Annotated in this window: 18 protein-coding genes; 7 read left to right on the forward strand and 11 right to left on the reverse strand. The window is 47.0% G+C overall.

Going from position 1 to position 21,284, the window contains the following annotated elements; translation table 11 throughout:
- The first annotated feature begins 22 nt into the window (after positions 1-22).
- Together ITJ87_RS07270 and ccsA are read left to right on the forward strand one after the other, a co-directional pair.
- Positions 23-1,177 carry a Rid family hydrolase gene (locus ITJ87_RS07270; RefSeq protein WP_005835334.1) on the forward strand — a complete coding sequence of 385 codons (1,155 nt, stop codon included), beginning with the start codon at positions 23-25 and terminating at the stop codon, positions 1,175-1,177.
- A 29-nt stretch (positions 1,178-1,206) separates the two neighbouring features.
- Complete coding sequence (gene ccsA / locus ITJ87_RS07275; RefSeq protein ID WP_117964800.1) at positions 1,207-3,258, forward strand: cytochrome c biogenesis protein CcsA; 2,052 nt, start codon at positions 1,207-1,209, stop codon at positions 3,256-3,258.
- 494 nt (positions 3,259-3,752) lie between these two features.
- On the opposite strand, the gene ITJ87_RS07280 is transcribed toward ccsA, so the two are convergent.
- Positions 3,753-4,367, reverse strand: coding sequence for a response regulator transcription factor (locus ITJ87_RS07280; protein ID WP_005835337.1), 615 nt, complete (start codon positions 4,365-4,367; stop codon positions 3,753-3,755).
- Complete coding sequence (locus ITJ87_RS07285; protein WP_117964798.1) at positions 4,357-5,061, reverse strand: hemerythrin domain-containing protein; 705 nt, start codon at positions 5,059-5,061, stop codon at positions 4,357-4,359. The genes ITJ87_RS07280 and ITJ87_RS07285 overlap by 11 nt, the downstream gene beginning before the upstream one ends.
- 210 nt (positions 5,062-5,271) lie before the next feature.
- On the opposite strand from ITJ87_RS07285, the gene ITJ87_RS07290 reads away from it, so the two are divergent.
- The 5 genes from ITJ87_RS07290 to ITJ87_RS07310 all read left to right on the forward strand — a co-directional run bounded on the left by ITJ87_RS07290 (position 5,272) and on the right by ITJ87_RS07310 (position 11,780).
- Positions 5,272-5,634: a BlaI/MecI/CopY family transcriptional regulator gene (locus ITJ87_RS07290; RefSeq protein WP_117599411.1), complete on the forward strand. Its 363-nt coding sequence runs from the start codon at positions 5,272-5,274 to the stop codon at positions 5,632-5,634.
- Positions 5,635-5,663: 29 nt separating this feature from the next.
- Positions 5,664-7,529 (forward strand): TlpA disulfide reductase family protein, encoded by a 1,866-nt coding sequence (locus ITJ87_RS07295; RefSeq protein WP_117599412.1) that lies wholly within the window; start codon positions 5,664-5,666, stop codon positions 7,527-7,529.
- Between the two features lie 43 nt (positions 7,530-7,572).
- The gene (locus ITJ87_RS07300) at positions 7,573-9,654 is read left to right on the forward strand and encodes a M56 family metallopeptidase (protein WP_117964796.1); all 2,082 of its coding nucleotides are present in this window, start codon (positions 7,573-7,575) and stop codon (positions 9,652-9,654) included.
- 12 nt (positions 9,655-9,666) lie between these two features.
- Entirely contained in the window at positions 9,667-10,437 is a 771-nt protein-coding gene (locus tag ITJ87_RS07305; RefSeq protein WP_117964794.1) for a TlpA disulfide reductase family protein, read from the forward strand.
- Between the two features lie 101 nt (positions 10,438-10,538).
- Positions 10,539-11,780 (forward strand): hypothetical protein, encoded by a 1,242-nt coding sequence (locus tag ITJ87_RS07310; protein ID WP_117964792.1) that lies wholly within the window; start codon positions 10,539-10,541, stop codon positions 11,778-11,780.
- On the opposite strand, the gene miaA is transcribed toward ITJ87_RS07310, so the two are convergent.
- The 9 genes from miaA to ITJ87_RS07355 all read right to left on the reverse strand — a co-directional run bounded on the left by miaA (position 11,756) and on the right by ITJ87_RS07355 (position 21,235).
- A complete protein-coding gene (gene miaA / locus ITJ87_RS07315) occupies positions 11,756-12,661 on the reverse strand; it encodes a tRNA (adenosine(37)-N6)-dimethylallyltransferase MiaA (RefSeq protein ID WP_117599416.1) in 906 nt (301 codons plus the stop codon). The genes ITJ87_RS07310 and miaA overlap by 25 nt on opposite strands.
- Before the next feature lie 65 nt (positions 12,662-12,726).
- On the reverse strand, positions 12,727-13,281 hold the full coding sequence (locus ITJ87_RS07320) for a hypothetical protein (RefSeq protein WP_057282010.1): 555 nt from the start codon (positions 13,279-13,281) through the stop codon (positions 12,727-12,729).
- A gap of 55 nt (positions 13,282-13,336) precedes the next feature.
- Complete coding sequence (gene lpxA, locus ITJ87_RS07325) at positions 13,337-14,113, reverse strand: acyl-ACP--UDP-N-acetylglucosamine O-acyltransferase (RefSeq protein WP_009037103.1); 777 nt, start codon at positions 14,111-14,113, stop codon at positions 13,337-13,339.
- Between the two features lie 137 nt (positions 14,114-14,250).
- Positions 14,251-15,636 carry a bifunctional UDP-3-O-[3-hydroxymyristoyl] N-acetylglucosamine deacetylase/3-hydroxyacyl-ACP dehydratase gene (locus tag ITJ87_RS07330; protein WP_005823709.1) on the reverse strand — a complete coding sequence of 462 codons (1,386 nt, stop codon included), beginning with the start codon at positions 15,634-15,636 and terminating at the stop codon, positions 14,251-14,253.
- Between the two features lie 3 nt (positions 15,637-15,639).
- Entirely contained in the window at positions 15,640-16,680 is a 1,041-nt protein-coding gene (gene lpxD / locus ITJ87_RS07335) for a UDP-3-O-(3-hydroxymyristoyl)glucosamine N-acyltransferase (protein ID WP_117599417.1), read from the reverse strand.
- A gap of 84 nt (positions 16,681-16,764) precedes the next feature.
- On the reverse strand, positions 16,765-17,991 hold the full coding sequence (locus ITJ87_RS07340; protein ID WP_117599418.1) for an HD domain-containing protein: 1,227 nt from the start codon (positions 17,989-17,991) through the stop codon (positions 16,765-16,767).
- A 6-nt stretch (positions 17,992-17,997) separates the two neighbouring features.
- Positions 17,998-18,828: an orotidine-5'-phosphate decarboxylase gene (gene pyrF, locus ITJ87_RS07345; RefSeq protein WP_117964790.1), complete on the reverse strand. Its 831-nt coding sequence runs from the start codon at positions 18,826-18,828 to the stop codon at positions 17,998-18,000.
- A 120-nt stretch (positions 18,829-18,948) separates the two neighbouring features.
- On the reverse strand, positions 18,949-20,061 hold the full coding sequence (gene prfA / locus ITJ87_RS07350; RefSeq protein WP_016272584.1) for a peptide chain release factor 1: 1,113 nt from the start codon (positions 20,059-20,061) through the stop codon (positions 18,949-18,951).
- A 4-nt stretch (positions 20,062-20,065) separates the two neighbouring features.
- Entirely contained in the window at positions 20,066-21,235 is a 1,170-nt protein-coding gene (locus ITJ87_RS07355; protein ID WP_117964788.1) for an AIR synthase-related protein, read from the reverse strand.
- Between the last annotated feature and the right edge of the window lie 49 nt (positions 21,236-21,284).

Consider the following 21,284-nt stretch of genomic DNA (forward strand, 5'->3'; position numbering starts at 1 on the left):
CAACGACTAATTGATATTTAATATGAAAAATAAACAACAACAAACTAATCAATTGGAGAATACCTTAACCGAAATCTTTAAATATGAGGTAGAAGCGGGTGTTTCGGAATATCATGTAATGATTCATGCCACCAGACCGGAAGCGACTTATGAAGAACAGCTGAATGCGGTGGTCGACACTTACTGCCAACTGCGTGAAAGTGAACTACAAGGTGCTGTTGCCATCTTTAAACGCTACTTTCTAAGTGACGCCGCCAATCAAGCAGATATGCTACTGGCGCTTTCGGCAGAATGTTCGGATTGTGCACTCTCCGTGGTAGAGCAGCCGCCGTTGAACGGTACAAAGATTGCACTGTGGGTCTATCTGCAGAAAGGTGTGGAAACACAGGTGCTTCATAACGGATTGTTCGAAGTGAGACATGGCGCCTACCGTCACCTTTGGGGAGGCGGCTCTTTCAATCGTGCTGCCAATTCGGAATACCAGACCCGTCTGCTGTTGAATGACTATGTGATGCAGCTGATGGAACAGGGCTGTAAGCTGGCTGATAATTGCATACGTACCTGGTTCTTTGTACAGAACGTGGATGTGAATTATGCCGGAGTGGTGAAGGCGCGTAATGAGGTGTTTGTTACCCAGGACTTGACGGAGAAGACTCATTATATTTCCAGTACCGGTATCGGTGGCCGTCATGCCGACCCAAAAGTGACGGTTCAGATGGATACTTATGCTGTAGATGGTTTGAAATCTGAACAAATTCACTACCTTTACGCACCGACACATCTGAATCCCACATACGAATACGGTGTGAGTTTCGAGCGAGGTACGTATGTGGATTATGGCGACCGTCGCCAGGTGTTTATTTCGGGTACTGCGAGCATCAATAATAAAGGTGAGGTGGTATGTCCCGGAGACATTCGCAAGCAGACGGAACGTATGTGGGAGAATGTGGAGGCTTTGTTGAAAGAGGCTGGCTGTACGTTTGATGATTTAGGACAGATGATTGTTTATCTGCGGGATGTTGCAGACTATACCGTGGTCAAAGGAATGTATGACGAGCGTTTTCCGGATACTCCGAGAGTGTTTGTATATGCTCCCGTATGTCGTCCGGGTTGGCTGATAGAGATGGAATGTATGGGAGTCAAGTCTTTAGAAAACAAGGAGTTTGCTCCATATTGATTTTTTTACTTTTAATTGATAGCTCTTAATTGAAAAAGTTTCTCATAGCTGTTTATGGTTGTTTGCTGCTCTTACTTGCTGCAACTACGTTTGTAGAGCAGACATACAGTACGGATTTTGTAGAAAAGCATGTTTATCATACGATTTGGTTCTGTTGTTTGTGGGGAGCCCTTGCTGCGATGACTGTTGTTGTGCTTGTAAGACAGCGGTTGTGGCGGCGTCTCCCGACGTTGTTGTTGCATGGCTCCTTCCTCGTGATTTTGGCGGGAGCCATGACTACGTTTCTTTGTGGCCGAAAAGGATATGTGCATCTTACTGTCGGCAGTGAGGTGAACTGCTTTTTGGAACAAGACGGCAGGCAGGTTGTAGAGTTACCGTTCACCTTACGTCTGGACAGTTTCCGGATTGAGTACTATCCGGGTACGGATGCTCCTGCAGATTATATCAGCTATATTCACGGTGAGACGCCCGTCTCCATGAACCGTATTCTTTCACGGCAGGGGTTCCGCTTTTATCAGTCTTCCTTTGATGAGGATATGCAGGGGAGCTGGCTGACAGTGAATTATGACCCGTGGGGGATAGGGGTTACCTATAGTGGATACCTCTTGTTAGGTGTCTCCATGCTCTGGATGCTGGTCAGCCGGGGTGGAGAGTTCCGCAGGCTGCTGAGGCATCCGTTGTTGAAGAAGGGAGGAATGTTTGTTCTATTGTTGCTGTGTCTGGGAAGTGGGGTACATGCGCAGAAGAGAAGCCTTCCGGCACTGGCACGCAAGCAGGCGGATAGTCTCGCCCGTAAGCAGGTGATTTATAATGACCGTGTGGTTCCTTTCAATACCCTTGCGCGCGATTTTGTACTGAAACTGACGGGAAAACCGTCTTATGGAGGCATGACGCCGGAGCAGGTGATTGGTGGATGGCTTCTGCGTCCGGAAGTTTGGCAGAATGAGCCGATGATTTATCTCAAAAACGAGGCACTCCGTCGCCTGCTTCATTTGGAGACACCCTATGCATGTCTGGCTGATTTGTTCGACGGTGAGAAGTATCGCTTGCAGAAGTTCTGGAAGGGGAAGCAAGACCATCATCAGAAAATGACTTCTCTGGAAAAGGCCATTGTAGAGGCGGATGAAAAGGTGGGACTGATTTTGATGCTCCAAAATGGTACATTGATTCGTCCTTTGCCAAAAGACGGGAGTGTGGAGCCTGTTTCCGATACTAAAATACAAGCCGAATTGCTGTATAACCGTATTCCTTTCAGCAAATTGCTGTTCATGTTCAACCTTACGGTGGGGATGCTGGCTTTCTTCCGTCTGCTGTATCGCGGCCTGCGTCGTTCGTCGGCATTGTCAGACTCTTCCGGTAGGATTGTAGCGCTCTCTTTCTCTTCGCGTTTGGCAGATACTTTTTTCCCGTTTTCTCTTTATGCGGCGTTTCTCTTTCAGCTCTTCGGGTATGGCCTGAGGTGGTACATCGGTGGGCGAATACCGTTGGGCAACGGATACGAAACGATGCAGTTCATGGCATTGTGTGCGCTGTTCCTGGCTTGTCTGTTTCGGCGGCGCTTCCCGTTTATGGTGCCTTTCGGCTTTTTGCTGTCCGGTTTTGCCTTGCTAGTGTCTTATTTGGGACAGATGAATCCCCAAATCACTCCCTTGATGCCCGTGCTTGTTTCTCCATGGCTCAGTACGCATGTGTCGTTGATAATGATGTCTTATGCTTTGTTTGCCTTTATGATGCTGAACGGCATACTGGCATTGTGTCTTCGCCGTTCAGCCCGGATGTTGATGCTGCTCGGCCGATTGCTGCTTTATCCTGCCGTTTTCTTTTTGGGAGCCGGTATTTTTCTGGGTGCGGTTTGGGCCAATGCTTCTTGGGGGCGATATTGGGCTTGGGACCCGAAGGAAGTATGGGCGCTGATTACCTTTATGGTTTATGGAGCGGCGTTCCATGCGCGCAGCCTGCGCATTTTCCGCAGGCCGTTATTCTTCCACATCTATATGATTGTCGCTTTTCTGACAGTCCTGATGACCTATTTTGGGGTGAACTACATCCTTGGAGGAATGCATAGCTATGCCAATGCTTGATTTGCGGGTGGTTCTACCTATTTATAATGACTGGCTTTTTTCATTATACCTAATTTGAGCGATTGCGTACTGTCTGCCGATGCCTTATCTTTGCAACATCAGATTTGAATGAATTAGTTAGTCATAATTACGTAACCACTTTTATGAAGATAAAAGGATCCCCACTTTCCGATGTGATATCGTGAAGTGGGGATTTGTGTATGGCGTGGCGGATACTGTGGGCAAGGTTGGTTAAGGCTACTTGTCAGACTGCTTGAGTCATAGCATGGGGAGGGCTGACATAGGGGATGAGCTTTGTCTTCAGCCTGAAGATGCACATCTCTATGCTGAAGATATACATCTTTACGCTAAAGATGTATATCGCCAGTCACAAGATAAACCTTAATCAATAGCCAGAGGCCTTTTCCCGTATGGGGGAGAATACTTTTGCAAGGGATTCATCCGTTTTTTCCCTATAGGCCGTAGTGGGTAGGGAAACAGTTGCCGGAAGAACCTTATAGAGAGTCCTTGATGTCTCCCAATTCCACTAGCTTGTTCACAATAGCGTAGATGGTAAGCCCTGCCGGAGAATGTATCTGCAGTTTGCGTGCAATGTTACGGCGATGGGTAATGACAGTATGAATGGAGAGGTAGAGTTTGTCGGCGATGGCTTTGTTGGTCATGCCCTTCACAACGCAGGTGATGATTTCTTTTTCGCGCTGGCTCAGGGTTTCTTGTTCGCTGTCTTTTTCCTCTTCCTCCTCGGTGTGCAGCAAGTGGTTGATTTTGGAGGTGATGACATCTATGTCATCGCACATGGCGAAGTTCTCGTCATATTCCTTCAATATGTTGTTGTCGATGACGGAGCATACCATAGCAATGTACTTGATGCCGGATTTTCCGTGTTCTGCCTTGAAGGCGGGCAGGTCGAACCAGCCACCGAAAGTGGGGTTGATGATGATAATGTCTGCCGGATGCATGTGAATGTAGTTTTGCAGCGATTCCGGAGAAGAAACTTCAATAGGGTGTGCATTCAAGTTGGGAATACGCTTCAAAACAGCCGTCAGACCACTTCGGATGATGACCGAAGTTTCTGCAATGACAATCTTCAAAGAAGTATTATTGTTCATTTTTCAGTTTCCTTTCTATTTGCGCTACGGCGGGAACAAACATATAATCTTCTACCTGGCAGTGGGTGGCAAGGTCTTGTTCGCAGTTGAATATATCGAACAAGACCGCATTCAGGAGATTGTTGTTCTCCTTTTCCGGGTAGTATTTGATGATGATGTTCTTCAGTTCTTTCAGTTTGGTGTCTATCTGATTATGTTTGCTGGCAAAAGTGGCGATGTTGTATTCGTCCGATAGTCTGCCCTGGAGCAAGTGCTCTACGTAGGTGAATACGGCCTGGTTTTCATATTCCATGTGGCGGCGTACCTCCTTGGCATATTCATCGAAGAACTTCAGGATGAGGTAGGCTACATCGTTTGTACTGGAACAATCGATGGCTTCGATGAGTTTGCGGCGGATGGCCGGCAGGTTGAAGTCGAGGAAATACGTGTGGGCACGCTTCAGATAATCCATAAGGGCGGGAATGGAAAAGTCACTTTCATTGCCGCTGTAAGAGTATTGTTCTTCGCTGATAAAGTTGGTTACGGCGAGGAATGTGGGGCAATCTACGCCTTGCGCTTCGCAGACGTCCTTCACGCTCTTGTCTCCGAATCCTAATGACAGTCCGAAGCGGCTCATCACCATTAATAAGGAGTAATTGTCACAGATGAGGTCGCTCATTTTGTCCGTGGAGCGGTACTTATGTTGCTCATTCATTGTGTGTTATTGTTTTTAATTCTTTAATTCGTGCGCAAAGTAACGGCTTTTATCCGAGAACTGCAATCACTATTAGTAGGTATTTTGCTTGTCGGGAGATGGTTGGAGAGTGGTGTTTGCTGGATAAACTAAAAGCTTTAGTTTTATTTAACGAGAGAAATTAGTTTTTGAACTAAATAATTTAGTTATTTGCGGAAAACAAAGAATGTTATGAAAGGATTGACTGCAAAAGAAGAAGAAATCATGGGCTTTTTCTGGGGAAAAGGACCCTTGTTTGTGAAGGAAATGCTGGCATTCTATGAAGAGCCGAAACCCCATTTCAATACTTTGTCCACCATTGTGAGGGGATTGGAGGATAAGGGATTCCTAAGCCATCATGCATATGGTAACACCTATCAGTATTATGCGGTGGTCAGCGAGGAGGATTTTCGCAAGCGGACACTGAAGAATGTTATCAGTAAATATTTCAATAATTCCTATCTCAGTGCAGTGTCGTCTTTGGTGAGGGAAGAAGATATATCTTTGGAAGAACTGAAACTGTTGATACAGGAGGTGGAAAAGGGAAAGGATTGAGGTAATTGAAAATCTAATAACTCTTGCTTATGAAAAACATCGGATTGGTTTGTTGGTTGCTGGTGAGTATTTGCTGCGGATTGCAAGCAAAGAAAATTGTAAAGACTCCCTATTTCATGGCTTGTAATACGCGTAGCATCGAAGTGGAGCGAGTGACGCTTGGAAAAGATACGACCTGGCTGGCGGTAAGGCTTTATGGTATGCAGGGCGATAAGGTCAGGATTGATTCGACAGCTGTGTTGCGGGCATCCGGAAAGGATTACGGATATTTGGGAAATACCGGTTTTGCCAGGGATGAGTGGACGCATATTCCCGCTTCCGGTGAAATGGTTGCTGTTTTGAAGTTTAGTCCGCTTCCGATGGATACTGAGAGCTTTGATTTCGTAGAGATGCCGGGTAGTGATGAAGGATGGATAATTTATGGTATACAGCTCAACGGAGAGAAACCTCGGGTGGATATTCCCGAACGTTTGCGGAATAAGAAACCGGATGAGGTTTTGCCATTGCCCGGACCGGAACTGAATGTGGGAAAGACTGTCATAAAGGGGCGGATATTGGGGTATAAACCAGAGTATGGAGTGACGTTACGCTACTATGACTCGCCTTGGTTCTTCATGTATTTCACCGGTAAGGACTTGAAGATAGCGGAGGATGGCACGTTCCGCTATGAGACGGAGGTGCTGTTGCCGAGCGGTGCTACGCTGTGGATATCCCGTTCGAAAATAGAATTGTTTCTCGTTCCGGGTGGAGAACTGGATGTCACAATCAATCTGCCTGAAATATTCTATTCGCAAAGCCGTCTTTTAAGCCGGAAAAGGGATGGTGTAACGGATAGCCGTGTTTGGTTTGAAGGAGACTATGCCGGTCTGAATACCGAGTTGCTGCGGTTCGGTGAAATGAAAAGCTTATCGGGAACTGATGATTTTTATGCAGATATTTGTGGGATGACTCCGCAGGCATATAAAAAGTATCTGTTCGGGCATTATGAAGATGTGCAAAAGAAACTTGTAAAAAACAAGGATATGAGCCAGGCTTGCCGTACTTATATCCGGGCAAATCTGGATATGAATCTGTTCAGCCTTATCTATAATTACAAGAGTAACCTTAGTTATGCCCCGATGTTTTCGGGCAGGAAGGGGGTGAAAAGGGCGGACATGACGGTTGACAGTACCTCATACTTCAAGGAAATACTGCAACTGGATATTCTGCATACCCCCGAACAGAAATATTACAATTATTATACGGACTTTGTGAAGACCGCTACCGGAAATCTCCGGGATAAGTTTGTGCAAGACCCTCTTTGGCCGGACATGCTTCTTGCCGGGCGTGCTTCCCGTAATCTGAGCAAGTACATGCCTTTGACTGAGGAAGAGTGTCGGACGGTGGACAGCATCGCTTCTCCCGACCTCAGGCAATTGTTCCTGATGAGAAACGGGAGGATTGAAGCCGAACTGAAATCAGAGTTGGAAGCTACTAAGGGAAAGACCGGATATAAGATTGTTGAGGTGGAAAAGGAGGTAGCGGCAGACAGTTTGTTGCAGGTCATTACTCGTCCTTATCGTGGCAAGGTGGTACTGGTGGATATGTGGAACACCTGGTGTGGCCCTTGTATGCGGGCCATGAAAAGCCTGAAACCGTTGAAAGAGGAGCTGAAAGAGGTGGTTTATCTATATATTGCCGACGAAACATCTCCTGAAGGAAAATGGAAAGTAACGATACCGGATATACCCGGTATTCACTGTCGCATTAGCAATGAGCAAAGTACGGCATTGGCAAAGCTGTACGAATATCCGGGTATCCCGACCTATTTCGTCGTGAACCGTGAAGGAGATATCTCCTACAAAGCAACCGGATTTCCCGGAGTGGAGATACTACGGAATGAACTGACCAAGTAACTGTAAATAGTAAATCGTAAATCCTTAAATAGTAAATAACTCCATGGGTCTGTTTTTTGTTTATATACTCAAATCTTCTGTTTGCCTGGCGATATTCTATCTGTTTTATCGCTTGTTGCTGGCACGCGAGACGTTTCATCGTTTCAACCGTTTTTCATTGTTGGGCATTTTACTGTTGTCCTGCCTATTGCCTTTGGTAGAGGTAAGTGTGAAGCAGGAGACGGAAGTGCACCAGACGATGCTGACATTGGAACAGTTGCTGATGATGGCGGATGCAGTGAATGCCACTGAGGCCGGAGCAAGTGCTGAAACGGCAACAGTCACCTGGATACAAGTGGCGCTGCTTGTCTATCTGGCAGGAATCGTTTTCTTTGCCTTCCGCAACGTATGTTCGTTGGTACGGTTACTGATGTTGCTGAAATCGGGTAAAAAAGAGGATATCGGCAGCTACTTACCGAGCAGAAAGGAACGTGTCACTCTGATTGTGCACAATCGTGACATAGCTCCGTTCAGTTGGATGGGATATATTGTCATTTCACGGAAAGACTTGGAGGAGAACGGACGGGAAATCCTTATCCATGAGCTTGCTCATATCCATAACCGCCATTCCTGGGACTTGCTGGTAGCCGATGTCTGCATTTTCTTCCAGTGGTTCAATCCGGCATCATGGCTACTGAAGCAGGAGCTGCAGAATATCCATGAGTTTGAAGCGGATGAAACGGTAATAAAGGAAGGTGTGGACGCAAAACAGTATCAACTATTATTAATTAAAAAAGCTGTCGGCACAAGGCTCTACTCTATGGCCAACAGCTTTAATCACAGTAAACTTAAAAAACGTATCACTATGATGTTAAAAGAAAAATCAAGTCCGTGGGCACGTTTGAAGTATCTTTATGTACTTCCGGTAGCTGCCATTGCAGTGACAACTTTTGCCCGTCCAGAAGTCTCCGATAAGGTTGAGGAGATTTCAAGTGTCAAAGTTAACGATTTGGCTGCAATTGTAGAAACAAAAGTGGTGGAAAGTGTAGGAGACACAACGAAACCTGCCGATGTGAAGTATGTACCTACGGAAGTCCGCAAGCAGTTGAAGGGAACTCCGGTCTTTGAACTGGTAGAGGAGATGCCGGAATTTCCCGGAGGTGGAATGAGTGCTCTTATGGGTTATCTGAAAGACAATATGCGCTATCCGGCATCTGCCAAAGAGAAAGGTACGCAAGGGCGTGTGACTGTCCAATTTGTGGTGGATAAAGATGGAAGTATCAAGGAACCGAAACTTCTCCGTTCTGTAGATAAGGATATGGATGCTGAAGCGTTGCGTTTGATAAGTAATATGCCGAAGTGGAAACCGGGGAGACAGAAGGGGCAGCCGGTGGCGGTGAAATATACGGTTCCGGTGATGTTCAGTTTGGATGATGACAAACTTGAGAAAACTTCTTCTGCCAATGGTATTACAGTTGAAGGATATGCAGGTAATGGGAAAGAACCACTGTATATTGTGGATGGAAAAGAGGTGACACCATCTGTCATGAGTGCATTGGATCCTGATAAGATAGAGCGTGTAACGGTTTTGAAAGATAAATCTGCCACGGAATTATATGGAGAAAAGGGAAAGAATGGTGTTCTTTTGATAACCCTGAAACAAGGAACTCCAGGTATAGTTATCCGTCGGGATAAAGAGGTGACAGAGAACGCTAAAGTACAGCATAACGGTAGTCTTGATTTAACGAAGACTATTTATATTGATGGAGAAAAGGTTGATTTGGGTACTAAAACTATCGATGATTTAATACCTGCGGAGAATATTGAGAGCATTGAGGTGAAGAAAGAGGCAGGTGGAAAAGGTGAGATTTACATTGCTACTAAAAAAACTAAAGCTGTAGAAAAGACTTCCGTTCAAGGTAATATGAAAGTGGAAGGCAAAGTGGTGGATGAGCAGGGCGAGCCTATTATTGGTGCGGCTGTTCTGATAGAAGGTACCACTACGGGAAGCGTTACCGATGTCAATGGTAATTTTGTCCTTTCTGTTCCTTCTAAGGATGCTGTATTGGTTGCTTCGTATATAGGCATGGCTACCAGCAAAGTGAAGGCGCAATCCAAGCTTACGATTACACTAAAAAATGAATAGTCTCTAACAACTATGACAAGTAAAATTCTTTCTTTGTTTCTGATTCTGATAGCTGTGGGGGCAGGGCTTTGCTCTGCCCAGACAGCAGGTAAGAAATATTATTTAGTGGATGGCCTTTTCTTCGAAGGCATGCCACCTTGTGTGGATTCGGATAATGTAGCAGCCTACGTTATACATAAGGACGGCGTGGGACACGAGGTTACAGAACTTCGTTTGTGCAGGGATTTTGTGCTGCCTGAAGATGTGAGAAAATACGCTACTCCTGCTGAAGAGGTGTCTGGTGCGGAAGCCTTTTTGATGAGTTATCGTGGAGGGATAGGGCAGAAGCTCCCGATAGTCTCTGTCGTACGGACTCTGAAGACAGAGGAATGGATAGGTAAACCCTTTCCAGAATTCAAAGTAAAAGATACCGCAGGGAAGGAGTGGACTAATACCGATGTAGTGGGCCGTCCTATGGTCTTGAACTTCTGGTATACTGGCTGTGGCCCTTGTATCCGTGAAATGCCGGAGCTGAACAAATGGATGGAAGTCTATCCTGATGTAACCTATCTTGCTACGACTTTTGACAGTGCTGCACAAATAAAGAAAATTGTAGAGAGCCGTCCTTTTCTCTTTACCCAGATAGCCGATGACTTGTTTTTCTTCGAGACCTTTCATGTGAGCGGTATGCCGGTCACTATACTGGTGGATAAGAAAGGTATTATCCGCCATATAGAACAAGGTACTGGAACTGCGAAACTTCGGTATATACAGGATAAGTTGCAGAAACTTGTCAGCGAATAATTCTTTCTTGATGAATAGGGATAAGGATTTCAGAGGATTTCTTTTGCTCTTTCACAGATTATCATACCTTTGCGAATATAAATCTAAGGAAGGGGAAGGTTATGATAAAACATCTTTTTTTAATATTGGGACTGCTTGCTGCGCTCACTTTTGCCGAGCCGGTTCTGGCTTGTACATCTGCCGTCGTTTCCGGAAAGGTTACTCTTGACGGCCGTCCGTTGCTATGGAAAAACCGTGATACGGACTATCTGCGAAATCATGTAGCTTATGTGAAAGGTGAGAAGTATGACTTCATTGCCGATGTGAATAGTGACAATTTCCCTGATTTGAAGGAGGCATGGGTCGGTACCAATTCCGCCGGCTTTGCCTTGATGAACACCCAATCCTACAATCTGGTGGAAGTGAAAGATGGGGAAGAACGGGGTGCCGCCAACGGGAGGATTATCTACCGTGCTTTGGAGGTTTGTGCCACGGTGGAGGACTTCTGCCATTTTCTTGATACCATCACCAAGCCCAGCCTGATAGAAGCCAATTTTGGCGTGATTGATGCCAAAGGCGGTGCCGCCATGTTTGAGGTGGATTACTATAAATATACGATGTATGATGCCAATGATCCGAAAGATGCTCCTTACGGTTACATTGCCCGTACGAACTTTTCTTTTGCCGGTGAGGTGAACCGGGGAGCGGGTTATGTACGCTATATGGAGGCAGACCGGGTATTGATGAAGGCTTCTGCAACGGGTGGGGTGACACCTCAGGGTATCTTCAATGACCTTTCACGTTCGTTCCGCAATTGCATGCTCGATATTGATTTGAGGAGCGGGAAGTTTAATCGCCCGCAAGGTTCCGGTTGGTTTGTCGACCAGGATTTTATTCCCCGTAACAGCACTTCTTGTTCCATTGTGGTGCAGGGCGTAAAACCGGGTGAGAAGGCAGAACTTACTACGATGTGGACAATGCTGGGATATTCTCCTACGGGCATTGCCGTGCCACTTTGGGTGAAGGATGCGGATAAATTTCTGCCTTCGATGGTATGTTGGGACAAGGCGTGTGCTGCCGCTCCGCTCAGTGATTGGTCACTCCGGCTTTCCAATAATGTCTTCTGTTACAATCAGGGGATGGGAACCAATCGTTATCTGAATTGGGAAAAACTGTACAATATGGAGAATAACGGCTATATGCAACAGCTTGTTCCGGTGGAGGCGGAGGTGTTTCGCCGTACATGCCCATTGTTGGACAGTTGGAGACAGCAAGGAAGCATTGATTCTCAAGAAATGCAGAAGCTTTATCAAGATGTGGAAGCACTTGTCCGAAAGGCTTATACGCCTTTGATGGAGCAATGACAGTATTCCAGTATTTCTCTTTCCTGCTCAGGGTGGAACCAGCGGATTTCCTCGTCCCGTTTGAACCAGGTCATTTGCTTACGGGAATAGATGCGTGAGTTCTGCTTTATCTTCTCAATGGCAAAGGGTAATGTCCATTCGCCGTCCAGGTACTTGAATATTTCTTTGTAGCCTACTGTATTTAGGGAATTTAGACTTTTATGCGGATAGACCATGCGCGCTTCTTCCACCAAACCCTCTTCCACCATTTGGTCCACCCGGCAGTTGATGCGTTCATAAAGCTCTTCCCGGTCACGCGTTAATCCTATTTTGATAATACGGAAGGGGCGTTCTTTCTTTTGTTGGGTGCGGAAGGAAGTGTAGGTCTTGCCCGTCATATAGCAGATTTCCAAAGCATGGACTACGCGTTTTGGGTTTTTCAAATCTACTATTTTGTAATATTCCGGGTCCAACAGCTTAAGTTCCGCACAAAGTCTTTCCAGACCTTCTGTTTCGTATTTGTACAGCATGAGTTGGCGTGTATCGGCATCTACGGTCGGAATGTCGTCAATGCCTTTACAGACTGCATCTACATACATCATTGAGCCTCCGGTCAGCAGTATGGTGTTATGCTTTGTAAACAAGTCTTCCAGCAGCTTCATTACTTCCGCTTCGTATTGGGCGGCACTGTAATAGTCTGTCAGCTTCAGGGTACCGACGAAGTGATGCTGTACCCGTTGCAGCTGCTCCGGTGTAGGGGCAGCCGTGCCTATCTTTAAATCTGCATAGAGTTGTCTCGAATCGGCCGAGACGATACAAGTATGGAAATGTTCTGCCAATCGGAGGCTTAATTCTGTTTTGCCTACTCCGGTGGGGCCGATAAGTACGATTAGGGTGTGCATGCGGGTATAAAATTTAGGCGCGAACCATAACAATCCGCGCCTTTCTGAAGGGGAATAATGTCTGTTTAATATTTCTCTTCTTCGAAGGAGTTCCCGGCTTCGTCCAAACCGCCGAAACCCTCTTTGTCGAAATCTTCCATATCGAAGTCTTGGTCGCCGTAAAAGTTTTCGTCCAAGTCCAGGGAACCGCCGGCAGCTGCCATTTCTTCAAAGTCAACGGTCTGCTTGGGAGCTTCACCCGCTTTCTTGGTGCATTTGGCGCCTTTCATTTCTTTTCCGGTAATGATTTCAGAAAGCTCGATGAAGAAGCAGCGTTCAGTCATATAATCGAATACATAGAGAAGTTTCTGCTTCTCGTCTTCAACCAGTTCGCTCAGCTGGGTCTCTTTCATCACCCAACTGTCCATTTCCGGATTGTCGTCCATTTCTTCCAGCGTAATTTCCTTTTCTTTTTCCCAGTCATCATCGCAAATGAAGAAAGAAGTCATCTGGTCGTTGGTGTAACCTGCCGACTTTAGAATCGCCTCATGGAAGTCATAAAAGGTAGCTTCCGGGTCTATCTGTATTTCTCTGACAAAATCGTCCACCTCATCAGAGATGATTGTAAATCTGTAGATCATGATGATTTATAATTTATGATTTCTGACTTCTGATTTTGTGTAAATCATACGTTTTTCATTTTCCTGCGGGGATAATGCCGCGGGCTGATTCACGTATAAAGTTTACGATATAGCTTATTTCCGGTGTCATTTCCATTTCATCCTCGATTTTCTTCAAGGCATCCGTATTGTTCAGGCCGCCTTGATAGATGATGCGATAGGCATCATGGATTTTCTCGATGGTCTCGTTGGAGAAGCCGCGTCGGCGTAACCCTACCACATTGATTCCCGCATAGCAGATAGGCTCGCGTCCGGCAATGATGTACGGCGGGATGTCCTTGCTGAAACGGCAGCCGCCCTGTATCATGCCGTAACCACCTACATGGCAGAATTGATGCATCAGTACATTGGCGCTGATGATGGAATAATCGTCGATGACAATTTCACCCGCCATTTTTGTAGAGTTGCCAATGATACAGCCGTTGCCTATTAGGGCATCATGCGCCACGTGTACACTTTCCATCAAGAGATTGTTGTTGCCGACAATGGTTCTGCCTTTGGCAGCTGTACCGCGGTTGACAGTTACGTTTTCACGTATGATATTGTTGTCTCCGATTTCAGCAGTGCTTTCCTCCCCTCTGAACTTTAAATCCTGGGGAATGGCACCGATAACGGCTCCCGGGAAAATGGTGTTTCCATTGCCGATGCGTGCACCGTACAGAATGTTGGCGTTTGCCATAATCTTGTTGTTATCACCGATTACCACATTCTTGTCAATGAAAACAAAAGGAGCAATTTCTACGTTTTCCCCGATTTTAGCTTCGGGATGAATATACGCTAAGGGACTTATCATATTATTTACGATTTAGCTATTTACAATTTACGATTGAGATTACTTGCGATTTACTGTATATACGATTTTACCCGAAGGTGATAATTCTTATGGGTAATATGAATCGTAAATCGTAAATCTTCTAATCGTAAATCTATTTATTTGTTCTTAACTATTTGTGCCATAAACTCTGCTTCGCAGACCACCTTTTCGCCTACGAACACATAACCTTTCATGGTGGAGATGCCGCGGCGTATGGGGGCCATCAGCTCTACACGGAAGATGAGCGTGTCTCCCGGTACCACTTTCTGGCGGAATTTCACACCGTCAATCTTCATGAAGTAGGTGGAGTAACGTTCCGGTTCATCCACCGAATTCAGTACAAGCAAACCTCCCGTCTGTGCCATTGCCTCTATCTGCAATACACCGGGCATTACGGGTTCCTGCGGGAAGTGTCCCTGGAAGAAAGGTTCGTTGGAAGTTACGTTCTTGACACCTACAATGTAGTTGGCACCTATTTCTATGACTTTGTCCACCAATTGCATCGGGTAACGGTGAGGCAGAAGTTCGCGGATGCGGTTTACATCCATAATCGGTTCGCGGTTGCAGTCGTAGGTAGGAGCCTGTATTTCGTGCAGGCGGATTTCCTTGCGCATCTGGCGAGCGAACTTATTGTTGATGGTGTGTCCCGGGCGGGTAGCGATGATACGGCCCTTGATGGGCTTGCCTATCAAAGCCAGGTCACCGATGACGTCGAGCAACTTGTGGCGGGCGCATTCATTGGGCCACACCAAAGGTTTGTGGTTGATATATCCCAATTGTTTGGCGTCCATGTGAGGAACACCCATCACATCGGCCAGCTTGTCATAGTTCTCCTGGGACATTTCGCGTTCGTAAATAACAATCGCATTGTCAAGGTCGCCGCCCTTGATAAGACCGGCTTGCAGCAACGGCTCAATTTCGCGTACAAACACGAAAGTACGGCTTGCGGCGATTTCATCCTTGAACTTCGTCATGTCTTCCAGCGTTGCAAACTGGTTGGGGAGGATGTTGGAGTCGTATGATACCAATACATTCAAGCTGAAGTTCTCGTCCGGCAATACGATGATGGAAGAGCCGGTTGTTTCGTCACGGAATTCAATTTTGGACTTGATGATATAGAAATCTTTTACGGCATTTTGTTCTACAGTGCCTACGCGCTCTATTTCGTTGACATAATATTGGGCGCTTCCGTCCAGAATGGGAAATTCCGGTCCGTTTACCTGTATCAGGCAGTTATCGATACCCAATGCATAGAGGGCTGCCATACCATGCTCCACTGTGCTCACCTTTACTCCGTTTTTGGAGATTACAGTTCCACGGGTAGTTTCGGATACGTTGTCTGCAACGGCATCGAAGGTTGGCTGTCCTTCCAGGTCGATACGTTGGATTTTGTATCCATGGTTATCCGGAGCAGGATTGAAAGTAACGGTTAGGTCAAGTCCCGTATGAAGACCTTTTCCACTAAGCGAAAAGCTATCTTTCAGAGTCTTTTGTTTTAACATTGGTTACTTATTTAATTGTTGTTTAAGTTCATTCAATTCTTTGCGGAGCTGGCGTAGCTCCACTTGCATTTCCGGCAAACTTCTTTGTACGATGGATGCCTTGAAATATTGTTTCAGCTCCATAGGAGGGGTGCCGATAAGCTGGCTGCCGTCTTTTATGCTACTGGGAACACCAGACTGTGCGCCAAGGTTTACTTTATTGCCAATATGAATATGGCCTGCAATGCCTACCTGACCGCCGAACATGCACCATTCTCCTATCTTGGTAGAACCTGCTATACCTACTTGCGCCGCCATTACGGTGTGGGAGCCTATTTCATCGTTGTGTGCCACCTGGATTAAATTATCCAGTTTCACGCCGCTATGTACGATGGTAGCTCCCATAGTAGCACGGTCCACACACGTGTTGGCACCGATTTCCACATGGTCTTCCAGAATGGTAATGCCTATTTGCGGGATTTTTTCATAACCCTCGGAAGTGGGGGCGAAGCCGAAACCGTCTGCACCGATAACGCAACCGGAGTGCAGGATACAGTGGTTTCCTACCCGGCAATCGTGGTAGATGGTTGAATTGGCGTAAATAATACAGTCATTGCCTACTTTGGCACCGCTGCCAATCGTGACGTGCGGATGAATGACCGTATTGTCTCCCACCTCTGCATGCTCGTCAATGCAGGCAAAAGGCGCAATGTAAACATCCTTGCCAATTTTAGCTGTTTCGGCAACAAATGCCAGAGAGTCAATTCCCACTCGCTTTGGTTTACTTTGCTCATAAAGATTTAGCAATTTAGCAAGACTTTCATACGCATTGTCCACTTTAATCAAGGTAGCTTTCACTTCTTGTTCCGGAACAAAGTCCTTATTTACCAGAACAATGCTTGATTGGGTTTCGTATATGTAGGGGGTATATTTGGGGTTGGATAGGAAGGAGATGGCTCCCGGTATTCCCTCTTCGATTTTCGCAAAGGTGTGAACGGTAGCATTCTCGTCTCCAACAATTTCTCCTTGGATAAATGTTGCAATTTGTTTAGCAGAGAACTCCATGTCTTATTCTTGTTAGATGGTTTCAAAACGCAAATAACGGACTTTTTTTTTATATTTCCTTGTCCTGAGGTGAATATTTTATACTTATCTATGCAAACGTTGGTAGCATAAGTAGTATTTTTTTACTTTCTTGGACAGAAGAGAGATATTGAGCATATCCGATGCTTCGGCAATATTCTTGATGCTGCCGTCGTTGTAGAGGATGTCAATACTGTCATCTGCCTCGTCGTACATATTCTTCTCGATGCTGGGGGTAGAGATGAAATATCTCGCTTCGGAGAGAGGGATGTTCAGTTGTTCACTGATTTGCAAAGTTAGTGCTTTTTTCCGTTCCTCACTAATAGGTTCGGTAGAAATCTCAACTTTGAAGATGTTTCGGTTAATCATGCCGGCGCTCAAGGTGGACAAAACCTTGTCCGAATGGCGGCTCCATACCTTGAGGGCAGTCCAGATGTCATTATCGTCCAACTGAATGAAATTCTCCAAACATTCGGGATTGTTGTAGAATGCCTCCCGGCTGATGTCGTTGTATAGAAAGAATTTCAAGGCGGGTGAGGCAAAGAGGTCTATGCCGCGGCTTGCCAGTTCCTTGGCGCGGAGCAGGGCGCTAATCAGCATTTTCTCGTAGGCAACGGAGGTCTTATGCAGGTAGACCTGCCAGTACATCAGGCGGCGGGCGGTGAGGAAGTTCTCAATAGAATAGATGCCTTTGGACTCTACTACCAGGTGGTCATCCTTTACATCCAGCATCTTGATGATGCGGGCGGAGCCAATGTTGCCTTCGGTCACTCCGGTATAGAAGCTGTCGCGGCGCAGGTAGTCCAGGCGGTCCATATCCAGTTGCCCGCTTACCAGTTGGTGCAGGAAGCGCTTGGGGTATTCATCCTTGAAAATTTGAATGGCGAGTGTCAACTGTCCGTTCATTTCCTTGTTGATACGTTCCATCAGCATCAAGGAGATGTCTTCGTGGGAGACGCCCTGCACGATAGTATTTTCCAGTACGTGGGAGAAGGGGCCGTGGCCGATGTCGTGCATCAGGATAGCGGCTTCCACAGCTTCGGCTTCGCTGTCGAAGATAAAGTTTCCTTTGGTGGCAAGTTGCTGGATGGCCTCACTCATCAGGTAGAAGGCTCCCAAAGAGTGTTGGAACCGTGTATGCTGCGCACCGGGATATACGACAGAGGACAACCCCAGTTGCTTGATACGGTTTAGACGTTGCAAAAGAGGATGTCGTACAACATCGTACAACAACCCCTTTGGTATGTTGATGAACCCGAAGACAGGGTCGTTGATAATCTTTCTTTCGAACATTAAGCGTTAGCCGTTAATCACTTTTTTCAACTCTTCCGCCATCTGTGCCTGCACTTCTTGGGCTGCTTTTCGGCTGGCGGCGGCGAAGTTCTCTGTCTTGTCCACGTAGATGATGCCACGGCTGGAGTTGACAATCAGGCCGCAAGTCTTGTTCATGCCATACTTGCAGACTTCTTCCAGGGAGCCGCCTTGTGCGCCTACGCCGGGAACCAATAGAAAGTGTTCGGGAACAATCTTGCGGATATCTTCGAAGGCGCGGCCTTTTGTGGCGCCTACTACGTACATCATCTGTTCGTCACTGGCCCACTCCTGGGATTTGCGGAGCACTTTTTCGAAGAGGCGTTCGCCGTTGGTGTCTTCCGTCAGCTGGAAGTCGTGCGAGCCTTTGTTGCTGGTCAACGCAAGCAGGATTACCCATTTGCCTTCGTACGTAAGGAACGGGGTCACACTGTCTTCGCCCATGTAGGGAGCTACGGTTACGGAATCTATATCCAGCTCTTCGAAGAAGGTGCGGGCATACATGGCAGAGGTGTTCCCGATGTCACCGCGTTTGGCGTCGGCAATGATGAATTGGTCGGGATAGTTCTGCTTGATGTAATTTACGGTTTTCTCGAAAGCTATCCAGCCTTTCACGCCCATACTCTCATAAAATGCCAGATTGGGCTTGTAGGCGATGCAGAGGTCGGCAGTAGCGTCGATGATAGCTTTGTTGAAAGCGAATATAGGGTCTTCCTCTTTCAGAAGATGTTCGGGTATTTTCTTGATGTCGGTGTCAAGACCTACGCAAAGAAATGACTTCTTGCGCTTGATGTTCTCGAATAATTGCTGTTTGTTCATATTATTTTTTAGTTACGGGCTACAAGCTACGAGCTACGAGAGATAGCGTGTGGGCTGGCAGCTGGTTGTTTTTTTAGTTATGAGTTACGAGCTACTTGTCACTTGTTTCTTGTAACTATCTTACAGCTCGCTCTCTTTCAGCCTTTCTGCATTTTCCGCCACAATCAGGTGGTCGATGCAGTCTTGGATGTCTCCGTCCATAAAGGCGGCGAGATTATAAATGGTGTAGTTGATGCGGTGGTCGGTGATGCGTCCTTGCGGATAGTTGTAGGTGCGTATCTTGGCAGAGCGGTCGCCAGTACTGACCATCGTCTTACGCTTGGAGGCGATATCGTCGATGTACTTCTGGTGTTCCTTGTCGTAGATGAAGGTACGTAGGCGCGAGAGGGCGCGTTCCTTGTTCTTGGGCTGGTCGCGCGTCTCGGTACATTCGATGAGGATTTCTTCGACTATGCCTGTGTTGGGATTCTTCCAGTTGTAGCGCAGGCGCACGCCGGATTCCACCTTGTTCACGTTCTGACCGCCGGCACCACCGCTTCGGAAGGTGTCCCACTTGATTTCACCTTCGTTGATAACTACGTCGAACTCTTCGGCTTCGGGAAGCACGGCTACACTGGCGGCTGAGGTGTGTACCCGTCCTTGCGTTTCTGTGGCCGGTACGCGCTGCACGCGGTGCACGCCCGATTCATATTTCAGTGTGCCGTATACATTGTCGCCCGTCACGGAGCAGACAATTTCCTTGAAACCGCCGGCTGCACCTTCGTTGGCGCTGGATATCTCCATTTTCCATCCCTTGGATTCGCAATACTTGGTGTACATGCGGAAGAGGTCGCCGGCAAAGATTGCCGCTTCGTCACCACCCGTGCCGCCACGAATTTCGAGGATGGCATTACGGCCATCCTGCGGGTCGGCGGGGACGAGCAGCAGCTTTATCTGCTCTTCCAGTTCCGGTTGGCGGGCTTGGCAGGCATCCAGCTCTTCGCGTGCCATTTCCCGCATCTCCTGGTCTGTTTCGTTGGCGATAATTTCTTTGGCTTCTTCTATGCCGCCCAGTACTTGCATGTACTCTTTGCGGGCATTCATCAGGTCGCCCAGTTCTTTATATTCTTTGGTGAGCTTGACGTAACGCTTCTGGTCCGCAATCACTGCCGGGTCTGTAATCAAGGTCGACACTTCTTCGAAGCGGGCGACAAGCCCTTCCAGCTTTTCGAGTATGGTATTGTTGTCTGCCATATATTTAATACTTGAACTCTCCGAATTCGCTCTTGATAATCAGTTCTTTCTTGTCGCTTTCTTCCACGCGGCCTACAATCTGTGCATCGATGTTGAAACTCTTCGAAATAGCAATCACCTCTTCTGCATGTTCGGGAGAGAGGTACACTTCCAGGCGATGCCCCATATTGAACACCTTGTACATTTCGCTCCAGTCCGTATCGCTCTGCTCCTTGATGGTCTTGAACAACGGTGGAACGGGGAAGAGATTGTCTTTGATGACACGGCAGTTGTCTCCCACAAAGTGCAGTACCTTGGTTTGTGCGCCGCCCGAGCAGTGTACCATACCGTGGATTTGGGGACGGAGCGCATCGAGCAGCTTCTTAACTACCGGTGCGTAGGTGCGGGTGGGGGAAAGTACCAGCTTTCCTGCATCCAGCGGACTGTCTTCGACACTGTCTGTCAGTTTTAGCTTGCCACTGTATACCAGCTCTTCGGGTACAGCCTTGTCATAGCTTTCAGGGTATTTCTCTGCCAGGTATTTGGAGAATACATCGTGGCGTGCGCTGGTCAGTCCGTTACTGCCCATACCGCCATTGTATTCTTTCTCATAAGTAGCCTTTCCGTAAGATGCCAGACCAACAATCACATCGCCCGGACGGATATTGGCATTGTCTATAACATCTGAGCGCTTCATGCGGCAGGTCACTGTCGAGTCTACGATAATGGTACGTACAAGGTCGCCCACGTCGGCTGTTTCGCCACCGGTGGCATAAACGCCTACGCCCATCTCGCGGAGTTCGGCAAGCAGTTCGTCCGTACCGTTGATGATGGCTGAAATTACTTCGCCGGGGATGAGAAGTTTATTACGTCCGATGGTAGAGGATACCAGAATGTTGTCTACCGCACCCACACAAAGCAGGTCGTCGATGTTCATAATCAGTGCATCTTGTGCAATGCCTTTCCACACAGCCAGGTCGCCGGTTTCCTTCCAGTACATATAGGCAAGACTGGATTTGGTGCCTGCTCCATCGGCATGCATAATGTTGCAATACTCCGGGTTACCGCCCAAAATGTCGGGGATAATTTTGCAGAAAGCCTGCGGGAAAATACCTTTGTCGATGTTCTTGATGGCGTTGTGCACATCTTCCTTAGATGCGCTGACGCCTCGCATCATGTATCGTTGATTACTCATGAGATAATAGGTTTGTTCAATTGAATGTGCAAAGATACATCTAATCTTC

Origin of the sequence: Bacteroides sp. HF-162 (assembly GCF_015679285.1) — a bacterium.
GTDB lineage: Bacteria > Bacteroidota > Bacteroidia > Bacteroidales > Bacteroidaceae > Bacteroides > Bacteroides uniformis.